The sequence below is a fragment of the Micromonospora sp. AMSO12t genome, assembly GCF_008806585.1.
GTDB classification, from domain to species: Bacteria; Actinomycetota; Actinomycetes; order Mycobacteriales; family Micromonosporaceae; genus Micromonospora; species Micromonospora reichwaldensis.
In genome coordinates, this window is record NZ_WAAS01000097.1 from 1 (window position 1) to 22,022 (window position 22,022).

A 22,022-nucleotide genomic window follows, 5' to 3' on the forward strand; every position below is an offset into this window, starting at 1 on the left:
GGGTGGCGGCGGCGCTCGCCGCGGCCCGGGCCGGCCGGTCGGTCATCCTGACCGAGGAGTTCGACTGGCTCGGCGGGCAGCTCACCAGCCAGGCCGTCCCGCCGGACGAGCACTCCTGGATCGAACAGTTCGGAGCCACCGCGAGCTACCGGGCCCTGCGCACCGGGATCCGTGACTACTACCGCCGGCACTACCCGCTCACCGAGCGGTCGCGGGCCTGGACCGACCTCAACCCGGGAGCCGGCTGGGTGAGCCGGGTCTGCCACGAGCCCCGGGTGGCCGTCGCCGTCATCGAGCAGATGCTGGCGCCGTTCCTCGGCTCCGGCCGGCTGACGGTGCTCCAGCCGTACCGGCCGGTCGCCGCGGAGACCGACGGGGACCGGGTGGTCGGGGTGACCGTCGCGCACCGCGACCGGGACGAGCGGATCGACCTCGTCGCGCCGTACATCCTGGACGCGACGGAGACCGGCGAGCTGCTGCCGCTGACCGGCACCGAGTACGTCACCGGCTTCGAGTCGCAGGCCGACACCGGCGAGCCCAGCGCGCCGGCCGAGGCGCAGCCGATGAACATGCAGGCCGTCTCCGTCTGCTTCGCGCTCGACCACGTCGACGGCGACCACACCATCGAGCGGCCGGCGAACTACGACTTCTGGCGCGACTACAAGCCCGACTTCTGGGGCGACCGGCTGCTGTCCTGGCGGTCGCCGCACCCGCGCACCCTGGAGATCGTCGAGCGCAGCTTCACGCCCAACCCGGACGACGACCCGCTGGCCGTCAACGCCGACCAACGGCTCAACCCCGGCGACGGCAACCTCTGGACGTTCCGGCGCATCGCCGCCCGGCGCAACTTCACCGACGGCGCGTACGACAGCGACATCACGCTGGTGAACTGGCCGATGATCGACTACTTCGAGAGTCCGGTCATCGACGTGCCGAACGCGTCGTGGCACCTGAGCAAGGCCCGCGAGCTGTCGTACTCGGTGCTCTACTGGATGCAGACCGAGGCGCCCCGGCCGGACGGCGGGACCGGCTTCCCCGGCCTGCGCCTGCGCGGCGACGTGACCGGCAGCCGCGACGGCCTGGCGCAGGCGCCCTACATCCGGGAGTCGCGCCGCATCCGGGCCGAGTACACGGTCGTCGAGCAGGACCTGTCGCTGGCCGTACGCGGCGAGCACGGCGCGGTCGCCTACCCGGACTCGATCGGCGTCGGGATGTACCGCATCGACCTGCACCCCTCCACCGGTGGCGACAACTACATCGACGTCGGGTCGTGCCCGTTCGAGATCCCGTTGGGCGCGCTGATCCCGCAGCGGGTCGAGAACCTGCTCCCGGCCGGCAAGAACATCGGCACCACCCACATCACCAACGGCAGCTACCGGCTGCACCCGGTCGAGTGGAACGTCGGCGAGGTCGCCGGCCTGCTCGCCGACTTCTGTCTGGCCCGGGGCGAGTCCCCGCGCGCGGTCCGCGGCACCCCCCGCCTGCTGGCCGACTTCCAGGACCGCCTCTCGGCAGCCGGCGTGGAGATGCGCTGGCCCCAGGTCGCGGGCTACTGAACACCCCCGAAGAGGAGAAGATCATGAGATTGGGAAAGGCTGTGCGCGGTGTCGCGGCGACACTGGCCGGCGTCCTCGCGCTGTCCGCCTGCGGCGGCGGTGACGAGGCCGCGGACAAGGGTCCCGCCAACCTGCGGATGACCGTCTGGTCCGCCAACGAGGCGCACCTCAAGCTGTTCAACGAGATCGCCGACGAGTACCGCAAGAGCCACCCGGACGTCGCGTCCATCAAGTTCGACCCGCTGCCGTTCGAGAACTACACCACGACGCTGACCACCCAGATCGCCGGCGGCAACGCGCCCGATCTGGCCTGGGTGTTCGAGAACTCGGCCCCCGACTTCGTCGCCTCCGGCGCGCTGCTGCCGCTGGACGAGAAGCTCAAGAAGGCCGAGGGCTACCAGTACGACGACATCTCCCCCGCCACCCTCAAGCTCTGGCAGGACGGGGGCAAGCTGTACGCGTACCCGTTCTCCACCTCGCCGTTCGGCGTCTTCGTCAACACCGACATGCTCAAGAAGGCCGGGCAGAAGACCCCGGCCGAGCTGATCGCCGCCGGGCAGTGGAACTGGGACAACGCGCTGGCCGCGGCCGGTGCCACCGCCGCGTCGAGCGGCAAGGCCGGCCTGGTGATCCGCGACTTCGACTACAAGGGCTGGGACAACCTGTCGACCCTCTGGACCGGTTGGGGCGCCCAGGCGTGGAGCGAGGACGGCAAGTCCTGCGGCTTCGCCGCCCCGGAGATGGTCGAGGCGATGACCACCCTGCACAAGGCGATCTTCACCGGCAAGGCGCTGCCCGGCCCGGGTACGACCGCCGACTTCTTCGCCGGTGACGCCGCCATGACGGTCACCCAGATCTCCCGCGCCTCGCTGCTGAAGCCGGACGGCTTCGGCTGGGACCTGGTGCCGCTGCCGGCCGGGCCGAAGGGCAACTACTCGGTGGTCGGCCAGGCCGGCGTCGGCGTGATGAAGAAGAGCAAGAACGCGGACGCGGCGGCGGACTTCCTCGCCTTCCTGACGAACCCCACCAACTCGGCCAAGCTGGCCCAGTTCTTCCCGCCGCCGCGCCAGTCGCAGCTCACCGCGGAGACGCTGGCCAAGACGAACCCGACGCTCAAGCCCGAGCAGTTGCAGAAGGTCGTCATCGACGGCATCACCAACGGCGTGGTCAAGCCCAGTCACGCCGGGCAGGCCGAGCTGAGCCAGCAGGTGCGCGCCGGGCTCGACCCGCTCTGGAAGGCCGACGCGGACGTCAAGGCCGTCCTCGAGGGTGTCTGCACCAAGATCCAGCCGCTGCTGGCGAAGTAGGGCAGCCTGACCATGTCCCAGACGGACACGACGGTGGGCGGGGTCGAGGCCCCGCCCACCCGGGACCGGTCGCGGCCGTACTGGACCAGCCGCCGCCGCGACCAGCTCACCGGTTACCTGTTCATCGCTCCCCAACTGCTCGGCAGCCTCGTCTTCGTGATCCTGCCGCTGATCCTGGTGGTCTGGTACAGCCTGCACGAGTGGAACGTGCTGGCCGGCACGTTCGAGTTCGTCGGCACCGAGAACTACGCGAACCTCGCCGACGACACCAACCTCGGCTCGGTGCTGCGGGCCACCGGTCTGTTCTCGGTCGGGCTGGTGGTGTTCAACCTCGGCCTGGCCCTGCTGCTCGCCGTACTGCTCAACCAGAAGCTGCGCGGAACGATCGTGTTCCGCACCCTGTTCTTCTCCCCCGTGGTCGTCTCGCTGGTCGCCTGGACCATCGTGTGGGGGTTCCTGCTGCAGGACAACGGCGGCGTGAACGGCCTGCTCGACACGGTCGGCGTGGACGGGCCGAACTGGCTGCGCGGTGAGGGCACCGCCATGTTCTCGGTCGTCGTGGTGCAGGTGTTCAAGAACGTCGGCCTGAACATGGTGCTCTTCCTGGCCGCCCTCCAAGGCGTGCCGGCCGAGCTGTACGAGGCCGCCGAGGTGGACGGGGCCAGTCGGCTGCGCCAGTTCTGGCGGATCACCGTGCCGATGATCAGCCCGACCATCCTGCTCACGTCGATCATCACGGTGGTCGGCTCGTTGCAGGTCTTCGCGCAGATCGCGGTGCTCACCCAGGGCGGCCCCGGCACCTCGACCACGGTGCTCGTCTACTACCTGTACCAGCAGGCGTTCCAGTTCCACCACTTCGGCTACGGCGCCACGCTGTCGATCGTGCTGTTCGTCATCGTGCTCGCGCTCACCGTGCTGCAGTGGCAGATGCGTAAGAGGTGGGTCCACCATGAATCGTGACCTGTCGCCCCGGACCAAGCTGGTGCTCTACGGGGTGCTGCTGGTCCTGGCGATCCCGTTCGTCTTCCCGACCTGGTGGATGGTCACCTCCTCGCTGAAGCCGATCGCCGACATCTTCAGCTTCCCGCCGCAGCTCCTGCCGACGAGCCCGAAGCTGGACGCCTACCAGCGGGTGTTCGAGTTGCAGCCGTTCGGCCAGCAGTACCTGAACAGCCTCTACATCGCGCTGGTGGTCACCGTCGGCACCCTGGCGGTGGCGGCGCTGTCCGGGTACGCCTTCGCCCGGATCCGCTTCCGTGGCCAGAACGTGCTCTTCCTGGTGATCCTCGCCGGCCTGCTCATCCCGAGCGAGGTGACGATCGTGCCGCTGTTCCAGATGTTCTTCAAGCTGGGCCTGGTCGACACCCACTGGCCGCTGATCCTGGTGCCGATCCTCGGCGCGCCGAGCGTGCTGGCGACCTTCATCATGCGGCAGTTCTTCATCAGCCTCCCCGGCGAGTTGGAGGAGGCGGCCCGGGTGGACGGGCTGGGGCGGTTCGCCACCTTCTGGAAGATCGCCCTGCCGCTGTCCCGGCCCGCGCTGGGCGCGGTCGCCATCTTCACCTTCCTGCACAGCTGGAACCTCTACCTGGAACCGATCGTGTTCCTCTCCTCGCCGGAGAAGTTCACCCTGCCGCAGGCGCTCACCCAGTTCGTCGACGCCTACGGCGGCCCGATGTGGAACGTCCAGCTCGCCGCGGCGTCGATGACCGCGCTGCCGGTCCTGGTGGTCTTCGTCATCGCGCAGAAGCAGTTCGTCGAGGGCCTGGCGCACACCGGGCTCAAGGGATGACGGTGCCGGCGGCCCTGGTGGGCCTCGACATCGGCGGCACCAAGACGGCGGCGGCGCTGGTCGGACCCGACGGGCAGGTGCTCGGGCGTCGCCTGGCACCCACTCCTGCCGGGTCGGGGCCGGCGGCCGTGCTGGACACCGCCGCGCGGCTCGTCCGGGAGCTGCTCGACGCGGGCGGCGCCGGCCCGGTCGGCGTGGGCACGGCCGGCACGGTCGATCCGGCCACCGGCACCATCCGGTACGCCACCGACAGCCTGCCCGGCTGGGCCGGCACGCCGGTCGCCGACGAGTTGGCCGCGCGGCTGGCCCGGCCGGTCCGGGTCACCAACGACGTGAACGCCGCCGCGCTCGGCGAGAGCTGGGTCGGCGCGGGCCGGGACCGGCGGGACCTGGTGCTGGTCGCGGTCGGCACGGGCCTGGGCGGCGCGATGCTCCAGCACGGCCGGATCTCCACCGGCGCCCGGGGCGGCGCCGGCGAGGTGGGGCACCTCCCGGCTCCCGGCGCCGAGCGGCTGCGCTGCGGGTGCGGCCGGTACGGGCACCTGGAGGGCATCGCCTCGGGCACGGGACTGTCCGGCGCGTACGCCCTCGAGACCGGTGTGCGGATCACCGGGCGGGCCGTGGCCGAGCGGGCGGCGGCCGGTGAACCGGTCGCCCGGGAGGTGGTGGACCGCGCCGCCACGGCCCTCGGCCGGGCGCTCGCGGGGCTGGTCGCCCTGCTCGATCCGCAGGCGGTGGTGCTCGCGGGCGGGGCGGCCGACGCCCTGTTCCCCGTCGCCCGCGCCGCCTTCACCGCCGAACTTCCCGCGGCCTGGGCGGACGTGTCCCTGCTACCGGCGGCGCTCGGCGCGGACGCGGTCGTCGTGGGCGCCGCCCGGCTGGCGGGTCTCCCGGGCCCCGGCCGGCAGGCGGCCGGCAGCTCCGCCGTGATCACCGACGAGAGGACGAGAACGTGAGTGTGTTCGACGAGCTGGCCGGCGGCCTCGTGGTCTCCTGCCAGCCGGTGCTCGACGATCCCGACGACCCGATGCGCGACCCGTACGTGCAGGCCCGGGTGGCCGCGGCGGTGGTACGGGGCGGCGCGGTCGCCGTCCGGGCCAACGGCACCGCCGACGTCCGGGCCATCCGCGCCGCCGTCGACGTGCCGGTCATCGGGCTGCACAAGCAGGGCGTCGAAGGTGTCTTCATCACCCCGACGGCGGCGCACGCGCTCGACGTGGCCGCGGCCGGGGCGCACATCGTCGCCGTCGACGCCACCGACCGTCCCCGTCCGGACGGGCGCAGCTTCGCCGACACCGTCCGGGCGGTCCGGGAGCGGAGCGACGCGCTGGTCCTCGCCGACGTCTCCACCGTCGAGGAGGGCGTGGCCGCCGTGCGGGCCGGTGCGGACGCCGTCGCGACCACCCTCTCCGGCTACACCCCGGCCAGCCCGCCGACCGACGGACCGGACCTGACGCTGGTGGCCCAGCTCGCCGGCGTGCTGGCGGTGCCGGTGATCGCCGAGGGCCGCTACCGCAGCGCCGAGCAGATCGGGCAGGCGTTCGCGGCGGGCGCCCACTCGGTGGTGATGGGCAACGCGGTCACCTCGCCGCTGTGGCTCACCCGTCGCCTGGTGCCGGCCACCCCGGCGGGCGGCCGACTCACCTGACGGCGCGGGGGCGGGTGCGCCGCGGCGCCGCGGCGGTGGTCCCGGGCACGACGGCGCAGGGCAGGCTGCGTTGCAGGGCCTCGGCGCCCGGCGCGGGACCGACCAGCTGTTCGAAGAGCAGTCGCACCGCCCCCGCGCCCATCTGCTCGCGGGGGATCCGGAAACCGGTCCAGTCGATGTCGCCGGGACTGCCGTCCTCGGCGTCGCCGAGCTGGGCCAGTGACAGGTCGCCGGGAACGGACATCCCCCGGGCCAGCGCCGCCGCCCGGATCTGCGGGGCCAACCCGGACGGCCAGACGACCGCCGCGGTGAGCCCGTTGTCGTCGAGCAGGTCGAGTGCCTCGCCGCCGGTCAACCCGGCGCCGTCCAGCACGACCGGGCGGCTGCGGGCGGCGCGTACCGCCTGCTGGTAGCCCTGCGCACGGTCGGCCGACGGCTCGTCCCGGCGGAGATCGCCGAGGAAGCCGACCCGTTCGTGGCCGAGGGCGAACAGCCGCTCGACCACCTCGCGGGTGGCGGTCACGTAGTCGGCGCCGACGTACGGCACGATGCCGGCGTCGGACTCCCGTCGGCCGATGAAGGCGAACGGGAAGTCGCGGCCGAGCAGGTCCGCCAGGTCACGCTTGTCGTCGTGGCGGCCGAGCAGGACGCAGCCGTCGGCGACGCCGAGCCGGCGGGAACCGTCGCCGAGCAGGCGCCGCCCCTGCCGGGACGGGGTGCTGGTGAAGAAGAGCAGGTCGCAGTCGAGCTCCTCGGCCTGCGCCTCGACCCCCACCAGGAACGGGTGGTAGAAGTCCCGGCTGTCGCGCGGGAAGACCGGCTCGTAGGTGAAGACGCCGATGATCCGGGTGCGTCCCCCGGCCAGGCGTTGGGCGGCCGGGTTCGCGACGTACCCGGTCATCCGGATGGCGTCGAGCACGCGTTGACGGGTCTGCTCACCGACGCGTCGGCGACCCGTGTCGCCCTCCTTGAGGATCAGTGACACGGTCGCCTGGCTGACCCCGGCGAGCCGGGCGACGTCGGCCTGGGTGGCCCGTCCGTTGGTGCCTGGCATCGTCGTCACCTCCGTGTCCCGGCCGTTCGCCGGGGGCCCGCTCCCGCGCCGTCGCCCCGGCTGGTCATGCGCATGACCACACGATCGCACACGGCGACGTCTCGGGAGCGGGCTGCCGTGAATGATCAGCCCACCGGTCGCCGTAAGTCAATGTTACGCGGGGGTTTCATATTCTGGCGGCCCGGCTCTTGACAGCTCGGGCCTGCGGAAACATTCTGGTTATGCGCATGACCACATGGTCGCCGACCGGTCCCGACAGGGGCAGGAAAGGCGTACCGATGATCCAAGCTCCACCCCGGCGGGCAGCCGGCCGCCGACCCCCAGCGGGCCGGGCACGGGTCGGCATGCTGGCCGGTTCCCTCCTCCTGGCCGCCACGGCCGTGGCGCCGGCCGTCGCCGCCCCGTCGGCGGCAGCCCCCACCCCACCGGCCGCCTCGACCTCCGTCTACCGGAGCATGCCGACCGACCCGACCGCGGTCGTCCTCGGCAGCGCACGGTTCCCGGTGCACGGCGACGGCGTCGGCGACGACACGGCCTCGGTGCAGGCCGCCATCGACGAGGCCTCCCGCCGGGGCGGCGAGAACTGGCTGGGCAACATCGTGGGCGGAGCACGCAACGTCACCGTCGGCGACGGCGGCGGCGTGGTCTTCGTGCCGGAAGGGCGTTACCGCCTCTCCCGGCAGGTGGACCTACACGCCTCGGTGCGCCTGATCGGCTTCGGCGCCGCGCGGCCCGAGTTCGTCCTCGGCGAGTCCACCCCCGGCTTTCAGGACGGCAACCAGTCCTTCCTCTTCGCCGCGCTGCGCCGGCCCTTCCAGCCCGGCGCGGCCCGCAGCTTCGGCAACAACGACACCTTCGGCACCGGCCTGGTCAACCTGGACATCCGGATCGAGCCCGGCAACCCCGCCGCGGTGGCCGTACGCTTCAGCGGCGCCCAGATGTTCGTCCTCCAGGACCTCGACATCCACGTGGGTACGGGATATGCCGGGATCGACCACAACGCCAACCTGATCCAACGGGTCAACGTCTACGGCGGCACGGTCGGCCTGCTGGCCTTCGCCGCCTCGCCCGGCTGGCAGACCACGCTGCTGGACACCACCTTCACCGGTCAACGCGAGGCGGCCGTCAAGCTGCACACGGACAGCAAGCTGAGCCTGATCCGCAACCGCTTCGCCGACTCGCCGGCCGGCATCGTCGCCACCCCGAACCAGACCCAGCGCCTCTACGTGCAGGACTCGGTCTTCGAGAACATCAGCGGGGCGGCGATCACCCTCAACGACAGCGAGTCCGTCGCGGGCGGCGGCGAGCCGGAACTCATCCGCGCCCAGAACCAGCTCAACGTGGTCGACACCGGGGTCACCGGCACCGGTGCGCTGCTGACCACCGTGCCCAGCGGACGCACCTGGGTCGGCCCCGGCCCGTCGTACCTGGTGCGCGACGCCACGCTCGGACTCCGGGTCGACGACGCGCTCGGCGACACCGAGCGGCGTACCGACGGCGTCCTGGTCTCCGCGACACCGGCCGCGCCGCCGAGCTTCGCCCGGCTGCTGCGCACCGACGCGCCCCTGCCACCGGCCACCGGCGGCTGGGTCAACGTGGTCGAGTACGCCGCCGCCAGGGGCGTCACGGTCGGCAGCGGCACCAGCGACGACCACGCCATCTTCCAGCGGGCCCTCGACGAGCACGACACCGTCTACGTGCCGATGGGGCAGTACCTGATCGGGAACACCCTGCGGCTGCGGCCACAGAACAACCTGATCGGCCTGCATCCCCGCCAGACCTGGCTGAAGCTGCCGGAGCGCGCCGCCGGATTCACCGACCCGCAGCGGCCCAAGGCGATGGTCCAGACCCCGCTCGGCGGGCGGAACCAGGTCACCGGCCTCGGCCTGGACTCCGCGCAGCAGACCGCGGGCTCGGTGCACGTGCACTGGCGCTCCGGTGAGCGCAGCTACCTCGCCGACATCGCCACCCAGTTCGTGAAGTGGCACCCGGAGCAGACCGCGCCCGGCGACCCCGGCGCCGGTGATCCCGGCTACCAGTACCGGGGCCGGCACAGGTACAGCTTCTGGGTGCAGGGCGGCGGCGGGACCTTCGCCAACATCTGGAGCGTCGCCGGCTGGGCCGACAACGGGTTCCTCGTCGAGGACACCTCGGTGCGCGGCCGGATGTACGAGGTCTCCGTCGAGCACCACGAGCACCGCGAGGTCGTGCTGCGCCGCGTCCGCAACTGGCAGCTGCACGCGCTGCAGACCGAGGACCACATCTACGGCTGGCGGTCCCAGGCCGTCGAGCTGGACGACGTGCACGACGTCCTGTTCGGCAACACGGTCTTCTTCCGGGTGGCCACCGTGCAGGGCCCGTACCCGTACGCGGTGGGACTGCGCGACAGCAGCGGCATCGTGATCCGGGGCACCCGTGGCTACCGGCCGGACAACGTGGCCAACACCCGGTGGGGCGCCACCGTCGCCGACGTGGCGACCGGCCGGACCGTGCCCGAGATCGAGGTGGCGTACCTGGGGGTCGGGGTGACCGGCAGGAAGGCCGACCCGGCCGGCGCCCACGTCGCGCTGGACACGCCGGAGATCCGGGTGCTGCCCGGTAGGGCCGGGAGCGCCGTGCTGCTGGTACGCAACGACGGCCCCGGCCCGCTCACCGCCCTGACGGTCGGCGTCGACGCGCCGCCCGGCTGGCAGGTGCGGGCGCGGCCGGAGACCACCCGGCTGCCCGCGGGCGCCACCACGCCGGTCGCGGTGAGCGTGCAGGTCCCCGCCGACGCGGTGGCCGACGGCACGGTCCGGCTGACCGTCGCGTTCACCCGGGCCAACCACCGGCAGGAGATCACGCAGACCCTGCGGGTGGGCGTGGCCGGGGAGAACCTCGCCCGGGGCACCGCAGTGCAGGCGAGTTCGGTGCTCTCCGGCAACGTCGCCGCCCACGCGGTGGACGGTGACCGGACGGGCGCCCGCTGGATCTCCGGCTCGGCCGACCCGGCACCGGCGCTCACCCTGGATCTCGGTGGGCCGGTGGAGCTCCAGCGGCTCGACCTCTACAGCGGGGTGGCCGGCTCGGAGAGCCTGCGGGTGCGGGCGTTCCGGGTGGAGGCCCTGGTCGACGGGGCCTGGACGACCATCGGTTCGGCCGGGGCGAACACCGCAAACCCTGCCCGGGTCGACCTCGCCGGCGCGCCGACCGGGATCCGACAGGTCCGGCTCGTGTTCACCGAGCCCAGCCCGACCGACGGGCTGGCCCGGGTCTTCGAGGTGGAGATCCACGGCCTCCGCTGACGCTCAGGGAACGGGCCCGGGGCAGCAGACCGTCAGCGCCCCGGGCACCACCCGCACCTTGAGCTTCGTGACCTCTCCCCGGGCGCCGCCGTCCAGCTCGTACGTGCGGGGCGCGGCCAGCCGGACCTTGATCTTGCGGCCCCGGGTGATCCGCACGAACGGCGACTCCTCCGAGCGGCCGGCGGCCATCCGGCCGAGGGTGCGCGCCCAGTCCACCGCGCCGTCGGCGGTCGACACGCCGACCTCCAGGCAGCCGTCGTCGGGGCGGGCGTCGTCGAACGCCGGGATGCCGCCGGTGATCGTGCCGACGTTGCCGAACAGCACGCAGCTCGCGTCGCCGTCGAACCACTCCGTGCCGTCGACGGTGATCCGCGTGCCGACGAGTTCGCCCCGGACGTGCCGCAGCCCCGTCCACATGTAGGCGAGGCGACCGAGCTTGCCCTTCAGCGTGCGGTCCGCCTCGCGAATCAGGTCGCCGTCGAAGCCGGCACCGGCCATCACGGCGAAGTGCTCGCCGTTGAGCCGGCCCAGGTCGAGGGAGCGGCGCCGGCCGTGCAGGCCGATGCGGACGGCCTCGGGGAGGTCCTCCGGTACGCCCAGGTTGGCGGCGAAGAGGTTGGCGGTGCCGGCGGGCAGGATCGCCATCGGGACGCCGGAGCCGGCGAGGGTGTCGGCGCAGCGCTGCACCATGCCGTCGCCGCCCCACACGAAGACCAGCTCGGCGCCCTTCTTCAGCGCCTTGCGGACCTTCTTCGGCGCCTTGCGGCTCTTCGGCACCTCGTACCAGACGAGGTCCTCGACGCCCGCGCCCGCCAGCTCCGCGCGCAGCTCGTCGAGGCCGCCGCCGAGGGTCTTCTTGCGGTGGGCGACGACCGCGACCGTGCCCACCCGGACGGCGGTCGCCGGCTCGTCGCCCAGCGTGCTGCTCGTGCCCATGACCGCCGTGGTACCCGGCCGGCGCGGTTTCCACGCCCCGACCGGCGGGGAGGGCCGACGGTGCGGCGAGCTCCGTTCGACCACCGGCGCGGGTGTGGCCGGTCGGCGCGGCGCCTCGGCGTGCGCCCCGCCGACCGGCCCGCCGGCGCGGCGGCGGTACGGGCGAGGGGAACCGCCTCACCGCCGGGCCGGACGCCGCCCCCGGGTCGACACGAACTGGTACGACATCACGACGAACCCGGGGTCGCGCAGGAGCCGACGGAACGCCTCCAGCTGGCCGGGCGACACACCCGCCTCGATCAGCTCCGGCGCCAACTGCCGGGAGTTCGTCGCGTAGAGCGACGCGCCGAGTGAGCCACCGGGCCAGCTCTCGGAGTGGGTGACCGTGTCGACCTCGACCAGTCCCGCCGACGCGAGGTGGGCGTGCACGTCCTGCGCCCAGGCCAGGTCCGCGCCGTGGCTCTGCAGGACGCCGAGCATCGTGTCCGTCACGTGGGTGAAGAGCTTCGCCGCGTCGTCGCTCGGCGCGGTCAGCACGCGCAGCGGGGCCGTGCAGTCGAACTCCTCGACCACCAGCCACCCGCCCGGGGCCAGCGCGCCGGCCAGCGAGGCCAGTACGCGCCGCCGCTCCGGCAGGTGGAGCAGCACCAGCCGGGCGTGGATGAGGTCGAAGGCGTCGCCGGGCGGCGGCTCGCTGCGCACGTCGTGCCGACGGACGTCGAGGTTGCCCGCGGGGGCGAGGTGGGCGACGTCGATGTCGGTCGCCAGCACGCGCCCCGTCGGGCCCACCGCCTCGGCCATGCTCCGGGCGACCGAGCCCCCGCCGGCGCCGATCTCCCAGCACACGCCGCCCGGGGCGAGCACCGGAGCGCCGATCCGGGCCGCCGTGATCGGGTCCAGGAAGGACTCCAGCGCCCGCAGCTGGGGCACCGCCTCCGGTGAACCGTTGTCGAAGGTGTACTCGGTGTCACGGATGTCTGTCGGCATCGTCGCTCGTTCCTGTCGAAGTCGGTCGGGTCAGGTGCGCGGGATCGGCCCGGAACCGGGCACCGGTCGGGTAGCCGGCAGCTCCGCGACGGCGGCGACGCTGAGCATCGCCGCCAGGCGGCCCGGCTCGGCCCGGGCCTCGTCCGCCGGGCGGTCGTAGACCACCCGGCCGTACTCGAGCACCGCGATCCGGTCCGCGATCTCGACGGCGTGCTGGAGCTGCTGCTCGACGAGGAGCACGGCCAGCCCGGTCCTGGCCAGGGTGCCGACGAGGTCGCGTACCCGGGCGGCCAGGCCGGGCGCCAGCCCTTCGCACGGCTCGTCCAGCAGCAGCACCCGGGGCTGGCCGAGCAGCGCCCGGGCGATCGCCAGCATCTGCTGCTCGCCGCCGGAGAGCTGGTCGCCGCGATGGCGCAGCCGGGCCGCCAGCCGGGGCAGCAGCTCCAGGACCCGCGCGACGGTCCACCCCTCGCCTGCCGGCGGCGCGGCACGCCACGGCACCGCCGCCAGGGCGAGGTGCTCGGCCACGGTCAACCGGGAGAAGACTCGTCGGCCCTGCGGAACGAGGCCCACCCCGCACCGGGCGATCCGGTGCGGCTGCCGGCCGGCGACCGGCACGCCGTCGACCTCGATCCGCCCCCCGCAGGGCCGCACCAACCCGGCGACGGCGTGCACGAGGGTGCTCTTGCCGGCGCCGTTGCGGCCCACCACCGCCTGCACGGCGCCGGCCGCCACGTCGAGGGTGACCTCGTGCAGCACGATCCCGCCGGCGTAGCCGGCGCAGAGCCGCTCCGTCCGCAGTATCACGACACCCCCTCCGCGTAGGCCTGCCGGACCGGACCCGACGCGCGGATCTCGGCCGGCGTCCCGGTGGCGACCGTCCGGCCGTCCCGGAGCACGGTCACCTGGTCGCAGAGCGCGTACACCAGGTCCAGCCGGTGCTCGACCAGCAGCACCGCGACGGCGCGCGGCAGGGCCCGCAGGAACTCCACCAGCCGACCGACCTCGACGACGGACAGGCCGGCGGCCGGCTCGTCGAGCAGCAGCAGCCGCGGGCGACCGGCCAGGGCCATGGCGATCTCGAGTTGCCGCCGCTGCCCGTGGGCGAGCTGACCGGCGGGAGTCGCGCCCACGTCGCGCAGGCCCAGCCGTTCCAGCCACGCACCCGCCGTACGCTCGGCGGCGCACCGCCGCGCGCCGGGCCGCCACCGGCCGGGCCGCACCGCGTGGGGCAGCGCCGCGACCACCACGTTCTCGGCGGCGGTCAGGCTCGACCACACGGCGGGACGCTGGTGGATCCGGCCGATGCCCCGCCGGGCCCGGGCGGCGGGGCCGAGCCGGGTGACGTCGCGGCCGGCGAGCAGCACCCGGCCGCCGCCCGCCGGGGTCGCCCCGCCGAGCACGTCGAGCAGCGTGCTCTTGCCGGCGCCGTTGGGCCCGATCAGGGCGTGCCGCTGGCCGTGGTCGATCCGCAGGTCGACCCCGTCCAGCGCGGCCAGCGAGCCGTAGCGGACCGTGACGCCCCGGGCGGACAGCAGCGGCGTCATGCGCGTGCCCCCGTCGGCGCCGGCCGTTCCTCGGCCGCAGGGCCCGCCGGCAGTCCCGGCAGGAGCCGGCCCCGCACGCCCGTCGGCCGGCGCCCGTCGCCGGGCAGCAGGTGGACGGTGACGACGAACGCCACCCCCAGCACCAGGGGCGCGTGCCCGGGGAGCACACCGAAGAGCCAGTCCCGGCCGGCGATCACGATCGCGGCGCCGACCAGGGCGCCGCCCACGGACGCGACGCCGCCGACCACCACCCCGAGCAGCAGCAGGGCGGAGGTGTCGAAGCCGAAGTCGGCCGGCGAGATGAACTGCTGGGCGACCACCAGCAGGGAGCCCGCGGCGCCCGCGACCGCCCCCGCGGCCACGTGCACGGCCGCCACGTGGGCCGCCACCCGGTGGCCGCTGGCCCGCAGCCGCGCCTCGTCGTCCCGGCCGGCCCACAGCAGCAGGCCGGCCCGGGTGCGCAGGACCAGCAGCACCGCGCCGACCAGCACGGCGACGACCACCAGGGCGTACAGGTAGCGCGCCCGGTCGGTGGCCAGCACCGGCAGCCCCCACAGGGGACGCACCGGCGGCACCCCGGCGAGCCCGTCGGTGCCGCCGGTCACCGACCGCCAGCGCCCGACGACGGTCACCACGAGCTCGCCGATCGCCAGGGTGATCATCAGGACGATCACGCCGCGCGCGTACACCACGAGCGGGACGGTCGCCGCGGCCAGCGCCGCCCCGGCCGCCGCCGCGACGACCAGGTGCACCACCGCGACGTCGGAGAGGCGGCTGCCGACCACCGCGCTGGCGTACGCGCCCGCCGCGTACGGCGCGGTCTGTCCCAGGGTGGGCAGCCCCGCGACGCCGGTGAGCAGGGCGACGCTCACCCCCACCAGGCCCAGCGCGAGGGTACGGGCCAGCAGCGCCACGGTGTAGTCGTCGACCGCCCACGGCGCCAGCACCAGGCCGGCCAGGACGAGCACGGCGACGCCGCGCCGCAGCGCGCGCACCGCCTCGTCCCTCACGATGTCCTCCGGCTCGTGGCCAGGCCCCGCGCCCGCACCGCGAGCACGGCGGCCATGGCGGCGAAGAGCAGGAACGGGGCGGCCGACGGGGCGAGCGCCACCCCGAGGGTCTGGATCTGCCCGACCGCCAGGGCCGCGAGCAGCGTGCCGGTCATCGACCCGAGCCCGCCGAGGACGACGACCACCAGCGACAGCAGCAGCACCGCGTCGGCGGTGTCCGGCCCCGGACCGATGATCGGCGCGCCGAGCACGCCCGCGGCGCCGGCCAGCGCCCCGGCGGCGGCGAGCACGCCGACGCGGATCCACGCCGGGTTCACGCCGAGGACGGCAACCATCTCGGCGTCGTCGACGGCCGCGCGGACCAGCATCCCGGCCCGGGTGCGGCGCACCGCGAGGTGGAGCAGGCCGGCGAGCACGGCCGCGACGACGATGAAGACCAAGCGGTACGCCGCGTAGCGGTGCCCGGCCACGACCACCGACCCGTCCAGCGCCGCCGGCACCCGCACCGGCGGGTCGTCCGGCCCGAACGCCGCCACGAGCAGGCTGCCCCCGGCCAGCGCCACCCCGAAGGTGAGCAGCGCCTGGGTGAGATGGCTGCGCGCGGCGAGCCGGGTGAGCAGGCCGGCGACCAGCGCGCCGGCGGCGGTGGCGGCGACGGTCCCGACGGCCAGCGCCAGCACCAGGCTCGGCCAGCCGCCGTCGAACAGCGCGGCGGCGGTGTACCCGCCGATCGCGTACAGGGTGCCGTGCGCCAGGTTCAGGATGCCGGCGACGCCGAAGCAGAACACCAGTCCCGCCGCGGCGACGAAGACCAGCAGCCCGTAGGCCACCCCGTCCAGGGCCGGGACCAGGTACGGGTCGATCCGGATGTCGACCGCCACGCCGTTCACCCGCCGACGGTGGCGAGGTCACCCACGACGGTGTTGGACAGCGCCCGGCCGTCCTGGCGCACCTGGCGCAGGTACCACTTCTGCACGGGCGCGTGCGTGCTCGGCGAGAACTGCCAGGTGCCGCGCGGGCTGGCGATCTGGCCCAGCTGGCCGATGGCCGCGTTGATGCTCTCCGGGCTCGGGTCGTCCCCGGCCGCCTCGATGGCCCGGTCCAGTACGGCCGCGGCGTCGTAGGAGGCCATGGCGTACGTGGTCGGGGAGCCGTCGTTCTTCGCCTTCCAGGCGGCCACGAAGGCGCGGTTCTCGGCGTTGTCCAGGTCCGGCGAGTAGTTCAGCACGGAGTAGACGTCACGGGCGGCCTCGCCCTGGGCGTCGAGCACCCCGCCCTCTGTGAGGAACCCGGCGGCGTAGAGCGGCAGGTCGCTGATCTCCGACTGCGCGTACTGCTTGACGAAGTCGACGGCCGCGCTGCCCGCGTAGAACGTGTAGACGGCGTCGGCGCCGGAGGCCTTGATCCGGGCGAAGTACGGGGTGAAGTTGGTCGTCGTCGGGAACGGGGTGAAGGTGGTCTTGCCGTCGGCATTGGCGAGCCTGCCGCCCTCCTTGACGAAGGCGTCGGTGAAGCCGCGCAGCTCGTCCCAGCCGCCCTGGTAGTCCGGGCCGATGGCGTAGACGCTGCCCTCGACGTTGTCGCGCACGTGGCGGGCGATCGCCTCCCCCGGCTCGTCGGAGAGGTACGAGGTGTGCCAGATCCGGGACACGTCCTTCAGCTCCGGGCGACCGTTCGAGCCGACGAACGGCACCTTGGTCTCGTTGAGCAACGGATAGACGGCGGCCACGGAGCCACCGCCGACGATCCCGGTGAGCGCGGCCACCCGGTCCTGCTTGAGCAGTTTCGTCGCGGCGGGCACCGCGGTCGCGGCGCCGTTGCCCTCGTCGGCGACGACGAGTTCCACCTGTCGCCCGCCGAGCCTGCCGTCGTGGGTGGCCAGGTAGAGCTCGAAGCCGGCGCGGATCTCCTTGCCGACCGCCTGGTAGGTGCCGGACAGCGACGCCAGCAGGCCGATCTTGATCGATCCGGCGGCGCCGGTGCCCCGCCTGCCGTCGGCACAGGCGGTCGCGGCGAACAGGACGAGGGCGAGCAGGGCCGCGGTGCGGGCACGGCTACGCCGGGGGATGGTCAGCGACATGTCTTCTCCAGGAGGGATGGGGTTTCCGGCGTGGGGTGCCGGGGTGTCAGCGGCTGCGGCTCAGTGCCGCCCGCGCCGCCGGGGTCAACGCGTCGCCGATGCGGTTCGCCAGCTCGGTCATCTCGTAGGAGACCTTGCCGACGTCGCACTGCGGGTCGGCGAGCACGAGCAGGGACGCGCCGTCGTTGAAGGCCATCGAGAACATGAAGCCGCCCTCGAGCTGGGTCACGTTGGAGATCACCGCGCCGGCGTCGAAGAAGGCCGCCGCGCCGCGGAGCAGGCTCACCAGCCCGCTGCCGGTCGCCGCGAGCTGGTCCGCCCGGTCCGGCGGGAGGCCTCTCGTGGCGGCCACCATCAGGCCGTCGCTGGAGATCGCGATCGCATGGCTGACCTCGGTGGCGCGCTCGGCGAAGGCGTCCAGCAGCCAGCCGAGATCCTGTTGGTCGGTCACGTGCTCTCCCTGTCGGGTCAGTTGGTGATCAGGTTGGTCCGGCGGCCCGCGACGCCCCGCGCGTACGCGGCCATCGCGGTGGCCACCTGGGTCGGGTCGCGGTGCGCGGAGCGCTGCTGCGGCACGGTGACGCCGCCCGGGACGAGGTGCTGTCGCGGCTGACGCCGCGGCAGGCCGGACGTGGTGGTGGCGACGACCTCGGGCGCGTCGGCCCGGGCGGCGGTCCGCCAGGCCTCGTCGGCGGGGCTGGCCCACGGCCCCGCGTTCGTGGCGTCGTCGTGGCCGGCCTGGAACCAGTGGTTGACCTCCTCGAAGATGACGAGTTCCTCGGTGGGCTCGTCACCTGCTCCGGCCGGCGCCGGTGCGGGCCGGAACACCGGCGCCACCGGCAGTGCCCGCTCGGGCGTCGGACCGCCCGTCCACGGTTCCGCCGGGCTTCCGGCCCACGGCTGCGGGGCCGTGGCGTACGCCGGCGGCGCGAGGGTGGTCCGCGCCGCGCGCCGCGACGGCCGGCCCGGCGTGAGCAGGAACTCCTCCGGGGGCAGCGGTCGGATGATCGCCCCCGGGAACGCCGCCTCGGCGATGATGCCGCGCCGGGGACCCGGACGGAGCTGGACGGCCGCGCCCAGCCGGGCGGCGAGCTGTCCCACGACGACCAGCCCCATCGCCCGTACGGCCGCGACGTCGATGGCGGGCGGGCGGGCCAGCAGGTCGTTGAGCTGCTGCCGACGCTGCGGGGACAGCCCCACGCCCTCGTCGCTGACCTGGACGATCACCCGGTCGCCGAGGCTGCGGGCGGTCACCCACGCCTCGGTGCCCGGCGCGGAGTAGCCGGTGGCGTTGTCCATCAGCTCGGCCAGCAGGTGCACGACCTCGTCGACGGCGTCGGCCGCGACGGCGATGTCTCCGTCGACCATGCCGAGGCGGATTCTGGCGTAGTGCTCGATCTGGCTCTGCCCGGCCTGGAGCACCTGTTGCAGGGGTACGTCGTGCTGGCGCACCCGCCCGACCCCCACTCCGCCCAGCACCAGCAGGCTGGCGTTGATCCGTCCCATCCGGGTGGCCAGGTTGTCCAGCGTGTAGAGCTGGTCCAGCCGTTCGGGGTCGGTCTCGTCCCGTTCGACCTTGTCGACCTGCGCCAGCACCGCGTCGACCAGCCGCTGCTCGCGGCGACTGAGGTGGATGAAGATGTCGGCCGTGTTGGCCCGCATGACCGCCTGCTCGGCCGCGGTACGCACGGCCGCCCGGTGCACGGCCGCGAACGCCTCCCCCAGCTCGCCGATCTCGTCGCCGCGCGACGACTCCAGGGCCTCCGCGGACTGCTGGCGGGCCAGCTCGTCCGGGTCCACCGACGAGCTGTCCGGTTGCTGGAGCCGGGCCACCACCTGCGGCAGCCGTTCGAAGGCGACGGCGTTCGCGGCGTCGCGCAGCCGGCGCAGGCGCCGCGTGATCTGCCGGGCCACCGCCCAGGTGACCAGCGCGGTGAGCAGCAGGGCCACCGCCACGGCAGCCGCCTCGACGGCCGTGCGCCGCCGCTGGTCGGCGAGGGCGGACCGGATGTCGTCGAGCACCGCCGCGTCGACCCGTTGACGCAGCTCGGCCAGGCGGACGGACCACTGCTGGGTCGCGGCGGCCCACGCGCCGGGGTCCAGCCGCAACCGGCTTCCCGTCCGGGTCCTCGACACCTCGTCCTGCAGCCGTTGCAGCAGCAGGGCGTCCCGCCCGCTGCCCGCCTGCTCCCACCAGCCCCGCCAGGCGGGCCGGGCGAGGGCCAGGAAGGACAGGCTGGACTCGGTGAAGCCGGACCGGGCGGCGGTGATGTCCTGCTGCATGGCGGGGGTCAGCTGGTCGGCCGCGACCGCGCGCAGGACGGCGACCTGCTGCTGGCCGGCCGCCTCGGCCGCCTTGGACAGCGCGGCCGAGGCCCGCATGCCGTCCGTGATCCGGGCGTTGACCGCGCCGAGGGTGACGCTCTCCCGAAGGCTGAGCAGGTCGGCGATCACGATCCGGTAGCTGAAGGTCATCGCCGACACCGAGGCGTGCGCCGCCGTACGCACCTGCGCGCGCAGCGGCGGCAGGCTCTCCAGCGCCAGGTCGATCCGCTGGAGCGCGGACTGCCCGGCGGCGGGTCCGGCAGGCACCAGCGCCCGCTGCCGGCGGTAGCGGGCGACGGCGTCGTCGGTGCTCCCGGTGGCCTCCGCGAAGGCTTCCTGCTGTTCGGCCGCGCCCCGGCTGAGCAGGTCGGCGGCGACGACGCGCTCGCGTTGCAGCCGGTGGGCCAGGTCGCCCGCGTCGGCACCGAGGTGCGCCAGGAGTCCGAGATCGCTCGCGCGGGTCGTCTGGCGGACGCTCTCGGTCAGGGCGAGGCCGGCGAACCCCATCACGGCGACCAGCGGGGCCGCCACGATGAGGCGCATCCGGGTGCCGATCTTCCAGCCGCGGCGGCCGGTCGGGTAGGGTCGGGCCGCGTGGGACCTCGTGCTCGACGCCAAGACTGACTCCCGCGACTCATCCAAGACGGCCAATGCGCACCTTGCCGTTTGCACGTCTCATTCCGCCGGAACCAGCGCCCGCAGAGAAGACCTGACGGTGGTACAAACGGCCCGTACCGGCATCTGTACCCAGCGCCAGCAGCGCCCGTCCCGCCCCGCGGGCTCGACCCCGCGCAGGTCAGGAGCGCCCGGGTCGCCCGCCTGACGGGTGCGGCGGGAGGTCCGCCTCCGGCGGCCCGCCGAGCACCTGGCCGATCAGCTCCCGCAGCTCGTCGATCGCCGCCACGACCGCCTCCGGGTCGCGCGCGTCCCGCCGCGCGGCCGGCGGCACGAGGGCCGGGTCGGGCTCTGCCACCGTTCCGAACCGGGGGCCGCGGCGGCCGTCCGCCGCCAACTGCTCCGCCGCGACCTGCGGCCACAGCGCCGCCAGGCAACCGCCGGTGCCGAGCACCTCGTCGCAGCGGACGGCGAACTCGTGACTGCCGTACCGGCGACCGGACTCGACCGCGGCGACCGTCTCGCGGCTGAACCGCACCCGCTCCGCGAGCGCCCGCTGGGTCATCCCCTGACGGGTGCGCCAGGTGCGCAGTTCGGAGCGGAACCGGTGGATGGCACCGGAGCGCTGGGCGCTCGACGGGGGCGTGCGATCCATGTGTTCACCTTCGCGACGCCGACCGGCCGGCATCGGCATCGGCATCAATAGACATTGGGCGATGAATGGGTATTCGCAGGGGACAATTCTTAACCCATCGGTCGACGGGTGTGAAGACGTGACTTCGGAGCGTAGTCACCTGTCAGGGGCCGCGGCGGCCCCCACGGGTCCGCGCGCAGCCGGTCGGGCGCCGCTCGGCACGGTCCGACGGCCCCCGCCCGGAGAACAGGACCGGCGCCACCGCGACGCCGCCGCGAGGCGGCTGGTCACCCGGCGACAGGCGCCGCCGGAGCACCGGACGGCACCGTCGTGCCGAGGACCACCGGCAGGCTCCGGTGCGCGCGGAAGGCGATGTTGACCTTGTACGAGCGGCGATGGCCGGGGGCCAGGCGCAGTCCGGGAACCGCTCGGCAGAGCCGGGTCAACGCCGTCCTCGCCTCCAGCCGGGCCAGCGCCGCGCCGATACAGAAGTGCGGCCCGTGCCCGAACGAGAGGTGCCCGTCCCCGTCGGACCGGTGCGGATCGAATTGTTCCGGCCGGGCGAACTCCGCCGGATCCCGGTTGGCGGCGCCGATCAGCAGCAGGCAGCGCGCGCCCGCCGGAATGGTGACGCCGTCCAGGGTGACGGGTCGGCGGGTCACCCGCAGCCAGCCGTCGATGGCGGGCGCGAAACGCAGCGTCTCAGTCAGGAACGCGGGTATCCGGCGCGGGTCCTCGCCGAGCTCCCGCCACCGGCCCGGGCCCGACAGCGCCTGGTCGAGCGCGTGGGCGAGCAGCCCGGCCGTCGTCTCGTGCCCGGCGACCATGAGGTTGAACACGATGCTCGACACCTCGGCCACCGTGAGCACCTCGTCGTCGCCGTCGCGGTACGCCAGCAGTTGGCTGACGTAGTCCTCGCCGTACCGGGCACCGCCGAGTCGGGCGCCGACCAACCGCTCGCAGTAGCGCCAGAACTCCCACAGGTCCCGGGCCAGCCGGACCTGCTCGGCCGGGTCCGGCTGCCCCCAGAGCAACGCGATCTGACCGTCCCCCCAGGCCCTGACCCGCCCGACGTCCTCCTCCGGTACGCCGAGGATGTCGAGCAGGACCAGCAGGGGCAGTTCGGTGGTGAACTCGCCGACGAGGTCCGCCCGCCCGTCGGCGCGGTCGACGAGCCGGGACACCAGTTCGTCGACCCGGCGCTCGACGATCGCGCCGTACCGGCGTTCGACGCGTTCGGCGGTGTT

19 protein-coding genes are annotated in these 22,022 nt (G+C 74.0%); 7 read left to right on the top strand and 12 right to left on the bottom strand.

Annotated features, from left to right (window positions below; genetic code table 11):
* Positions 1 to 2 precede the first annotated feature (2 nt).
* Genes F6X68_RS16255 through F6X68_RS16280 form a run of 6 tightly spaced genes read left to right on the top strand, consistent with a single transcriptional unit; the run spans position 3 to position 6,303 of the window.
* On the top strand, positions 3 to 1,556 hold the full coding sequence (locus F6X68_RS16255; protein WP_151455078.1) for an FAD-dependent oxidoreductase: 1,554 nt from the start codon (positions 3 to 5) through the stop codon (positions 1,554 to 1,556).
* 23 nt (positions 1,557 to 1,579) lie between these two features.
* Entirely contained in the window at positions 1,580 to 2,863 is a 1,284-nt protein-coding gene (locus F6X68_RS16260) for an ABC transporter substrate-binding protein (RefSeq protein WP_151455079.1), read from the top strand.
* Positions 2,864 to 2,875: 12 nt separating this feature from the next.
* On the top strand, positions 2,876 to 3,823 hold the full coding sequence (locus F6X68_RS16265; RefSeq protein ID WP_151455080.1) for a carbohydrate ABC transporter permease: 948 nt from the start codon (positions 2,876 to 2,878) through the stop codon (positions 3,821 to 3,823).
* On the top strand, positions 3,813 to 4,655 hold the full coding sequence (locus F6X68_RS16270; protein WP_151455081.1) for a carbohydrate ABC transporter permease: 843 nt from the start codon (positions 3,813 to 3,815) through the stop codon (positions 4,653 to 4,655). Before F6X68_RS16265 ends, F6X68_RS16270 begins: the two co-directional genes overlap by 11 nt.
* The gene (locus F6X68_RS16275) at positions 4,652 to 5,611 is read left to right on the top strand and encodes an ROK family protein (protein ID WP_151455082.1); all 960 of its coding nucleotides are present in this window, start codon (positions 4,652 to 4,654) and stop codon (positions 5,609 to 5,611) included. Before F6X68_RS16270 ends, F6X68_RS16275 begins: the two co-directional genes overlap by 4 nt.
* Entirely contained in the window at positions 5,608 to 6,303 is a 696-nt protein-coding gene (locus F6X68_RS16280) for an N-acetylmannosamine-6-phosphate 2-epimerase (RefSeq protein WP_151455083.1), read from the top strand. Before F6X68_RS16275 ends, F6X68_RS16280 begins: the two co-directional genes overlap by 4 nt.
* Here the strand turns inward: F6X68_RS16280 and F6X68_RS16285 are convergent.
* Positions 6,296 to 7,357 carry a LacI family DNA-binding transcriptional regulator gene (locus F6X68_RS16285; RefSeq protein ID WP_151455084.1) on the bottom strand — a complete coding sequence of 354 codons (1,062 nt, stop codon included), beginning with the start codon at positions 7,355 to 7,357 and terminating at the stop codon, positions 6,296 to 6,298. The two genes, F6X68_RS16280 and F6X68_RS16285, sit on opposite strands and share 8 nt — an antisense overlap.
* A gap of 344 nt (positions 7,358 to 7,701) precedes the next feature.
* Between F6X68_RS16285 and F6X68_RS16290 the strand changes: the two genes are divergently transcribed.
* Complete coding sequence (locus F6X68_RS16290) at positions 7,702 to 10,641, top strand: glycosyl hydrolase family 28-related protein (protein WP_151455085.1); 2,940 nt, start codon at positions 7,702 to 7,704, stop codon at positions 10,639 to 10,641.
* A gap of 3 nt (positions 10,642 to 10,644) precedes the next feature.
* On the opposite strand, the gene F6X68_RS16295 is transcribed toward F6X68_RS16290, so the two are convergent.
* The 11 genes from F6X68_RS16295 to F6X68_RS16345 form a co-directional block, all read right to left on the bottom strand.
* Positions 10,645 to 11,577 carry a diacylglycerol kinase family protein gene (locus F6X68_RS16295; RefSeq protein WP_151455086.1) on the bottom strand — a complete coding sequence of 311 codons (933 nt, stop codon included), beginning with the start codon at positions 11,575 to 11,577 and terminating at the stop codon, positions 10,645 to 10,647.
* Positions 11,578 to 11,754: 177 nt separating this feature from the next.
* Positions 11,755 to 12,564 carry a methyltransferase domain-containing protein gene (locus tag F6X68_RS16300; protein ID WP_151455087.1) on the bottom strand — a complete coding sequence of 270 codons (810 nt, stop codon included), beginning with the start codon at positions 12,562 to 12,564 and terminating at the stop codon, positions 11,755 to 11,757.
* Positions 12,565 to 12,594: 30 nt separating this feature from the next.
* On the bottom strand, positions 12,595 to 13,371 hold the full coding sequence (locus tag F6X68_RS16305; RefSeq protein ID WP_225852245.1) for an ABC transporter ATP-binding protein: 777 nt from the start codon (positions 13,369 to 13,371) through the stop codon (positions 12,595 to 12,597).
* The gene (locus F6X68_RS16310) at positions 13,368 to 14,111 is read right to left on the bottom strand and encodes an ABC transporter ATP-binding protein (RefSeq protein ID WP_151455088.1); all 744 of its coding nucleotides are present in this window, start codon (positions 14,109 to 14,111) and stop codon (positions 13,368 to 13,370) included. Before F6X68_RS16310 ends, F6X68_RS16305 begins: the two co-directional genes overlap by 4 nt.
* A complete protein-coding gene (locus F6X68_RS16315) occupies positions 14,108 to 15,121 on the bottom strand; it encodes a branched-chain amino acid ABC transporter permease (RefSeq protein WP_192581425.1) in 1,014 nt (337 codons plus the stop codon). The genes F6X68_RS16310 and F6X68_RS16315 overlap by 4 nt, the downstream gene beginning before the upstream one ends.
* A complete protein-coding gene (locus F6X68_RS16320; protein ID WP_151455090.1) occupies positions 15,118 to 16,011 on the bottom strand; it encodes a branched-chain amino acid ABC transporter permease in 894 nt (297 codons plus the stop codon). The genes F6X68_RS16315 and F6X68_RS16320 overlap by 4 nt, the downstream gene beginning before the upstream one ends.
* Positions 16,008 to 17,201, bottom strand: a complete 1,194-nt coding sequence (locus F6X68_RS16325) for an ABC transporter substrate-binding protein (RefSeq protein WP_151455091.1) — start codon at positions 17,199 to 17,201, stop codon at positions 16,008 to 16,010. The genes F6X68_RS16320 and F6X68_RS16325 overlap by 4 nt, the downstream gene beginning before the upstream one ends.
* Before the next feature lie 46 nt (positions 17,202 to 17,247).
* Positions 17,248 to 17,652: a roadblock/LC7 domain-containing protein gene (locus tag F6X68_RS16330; protein WP_091094994.1), complete on the bottom strand. Its 405-nt coding sequence runs from the start codon at positions 17,650 to 17,652 to the stop codon at positions 17,248 to 17,250.
* A 17-nt stretch (positions 17,653 to 17,669) separates the two neighbouring features.
* A complete protein-coding gene (locus tag F6X68_RS16335) occupies positions 17,670 to 20,144 on the bottom strand; it encodes a nitrate- and nitrite sensing domain-containing protein (protein WP_151455092.1) in 2,475 nt (824 codons plus the stop codon).
* A 178-nt stretch (positions 20,145 to 20,322) separates the two neighbouring features.
* The gene (locus tag F6X68_RS16340; protein ID WP_192581426.1) at positions 20,323 to 20,796 is read right to left on the bottom strand and encodes a helix-turn-helix transcriptional regulator; all 474 of its coding nucleotides are present in this window, start codon (positions 20,794 to 20,796) and stop codon (positions 20,323 to 20,325) included.
* Between the two features lie 266 nt (positions 20,797 to 21,062).
* A partial coding sequence (locus F6X68_RS16345; RefSeq protein ID WP_151455094.1) for a cytochrome P450 occupies positions 21,063 to 22,022 on the bottom strand: 960 nt, incomplete at its 5' end.

Coding starts and splice junctions, on each gene's coding strand:
- F6X68_RS16285 (WP_151455084.1), bottom strand. CDS start 7,357: ATGCCAGGCACCAACGGACGGGCCACCCAGGCCGACGTCGCCCGGCTC.
- F6X68_RS16265 (WP_151455080.1), top strand. CDS start 2,876: ATGTCCCAGACGGACACGACGGTGGGCGGGGTCGAGGCCCCGCCCACC.
- F6X68_RS16260 (WP_151455079.1), top strand. CDS start 1,580: ATGAGATTGGGAAAGGCTGTGCGCGGTGTCGCGGCGACACTGGCCGGC.
- F6X68_RS16325 (WP_151455091.1), bottom strand. CDS start 17,201: ATGTCGCTGACCATCCCCCGGCGTAGCCGTGCCCGCACCGCGGCCCTG.
- F6X68_RS16290 (WP_151455085.1), top strand. CDS start 7,702: ATGCTGGCCGGTTCCCTCCTCCTGGCCGCCACGGCCGTGGCGCCGGCC.
- F6X68_RS16295 (WP_151455086.1), bottom strand. CDS start 11,577: ATGGGCACGAGCAGCACGCTGGGCGACGAGCCGGCGACCGCCGTCCGG.
- F6X68_RS16275 (WP_151455082.1), top strand. CDS start 4,652: ATGACGGTGCCGGCGGCCCTGGTGGGCCTCGACATCGGCGGCACCAAG.
- F6X68_RS16310 (WP_151455088.1), bottom strand. CDS start 14,111: ATGACGCCGCTGCTGTCCGCCCGGGGCGTCACGGTCCGCTACGGCTCG.
- F6X68_RS16300 (WP_151455087.1), bottom strand. CDS start 12,564: ATGCCGACAGACATCCGTGACACCGAGTACACCTTCGACAACGGTTCA.
- F6X68_RS16340 (WP_192581426.1), bottom strand. CDS start 20,796: ATGGATCGCACGCCCCCGTCGAGCGCCCAGCGCTCCGGTGCCATCCAC.
- F6X68_RS16270 (WP_151455081.1), top strand. CDS start 3,813: ATGAATCGTGACCTGTCGCCCCGGACCAAGCTGGTGCTCTACGGGGTG.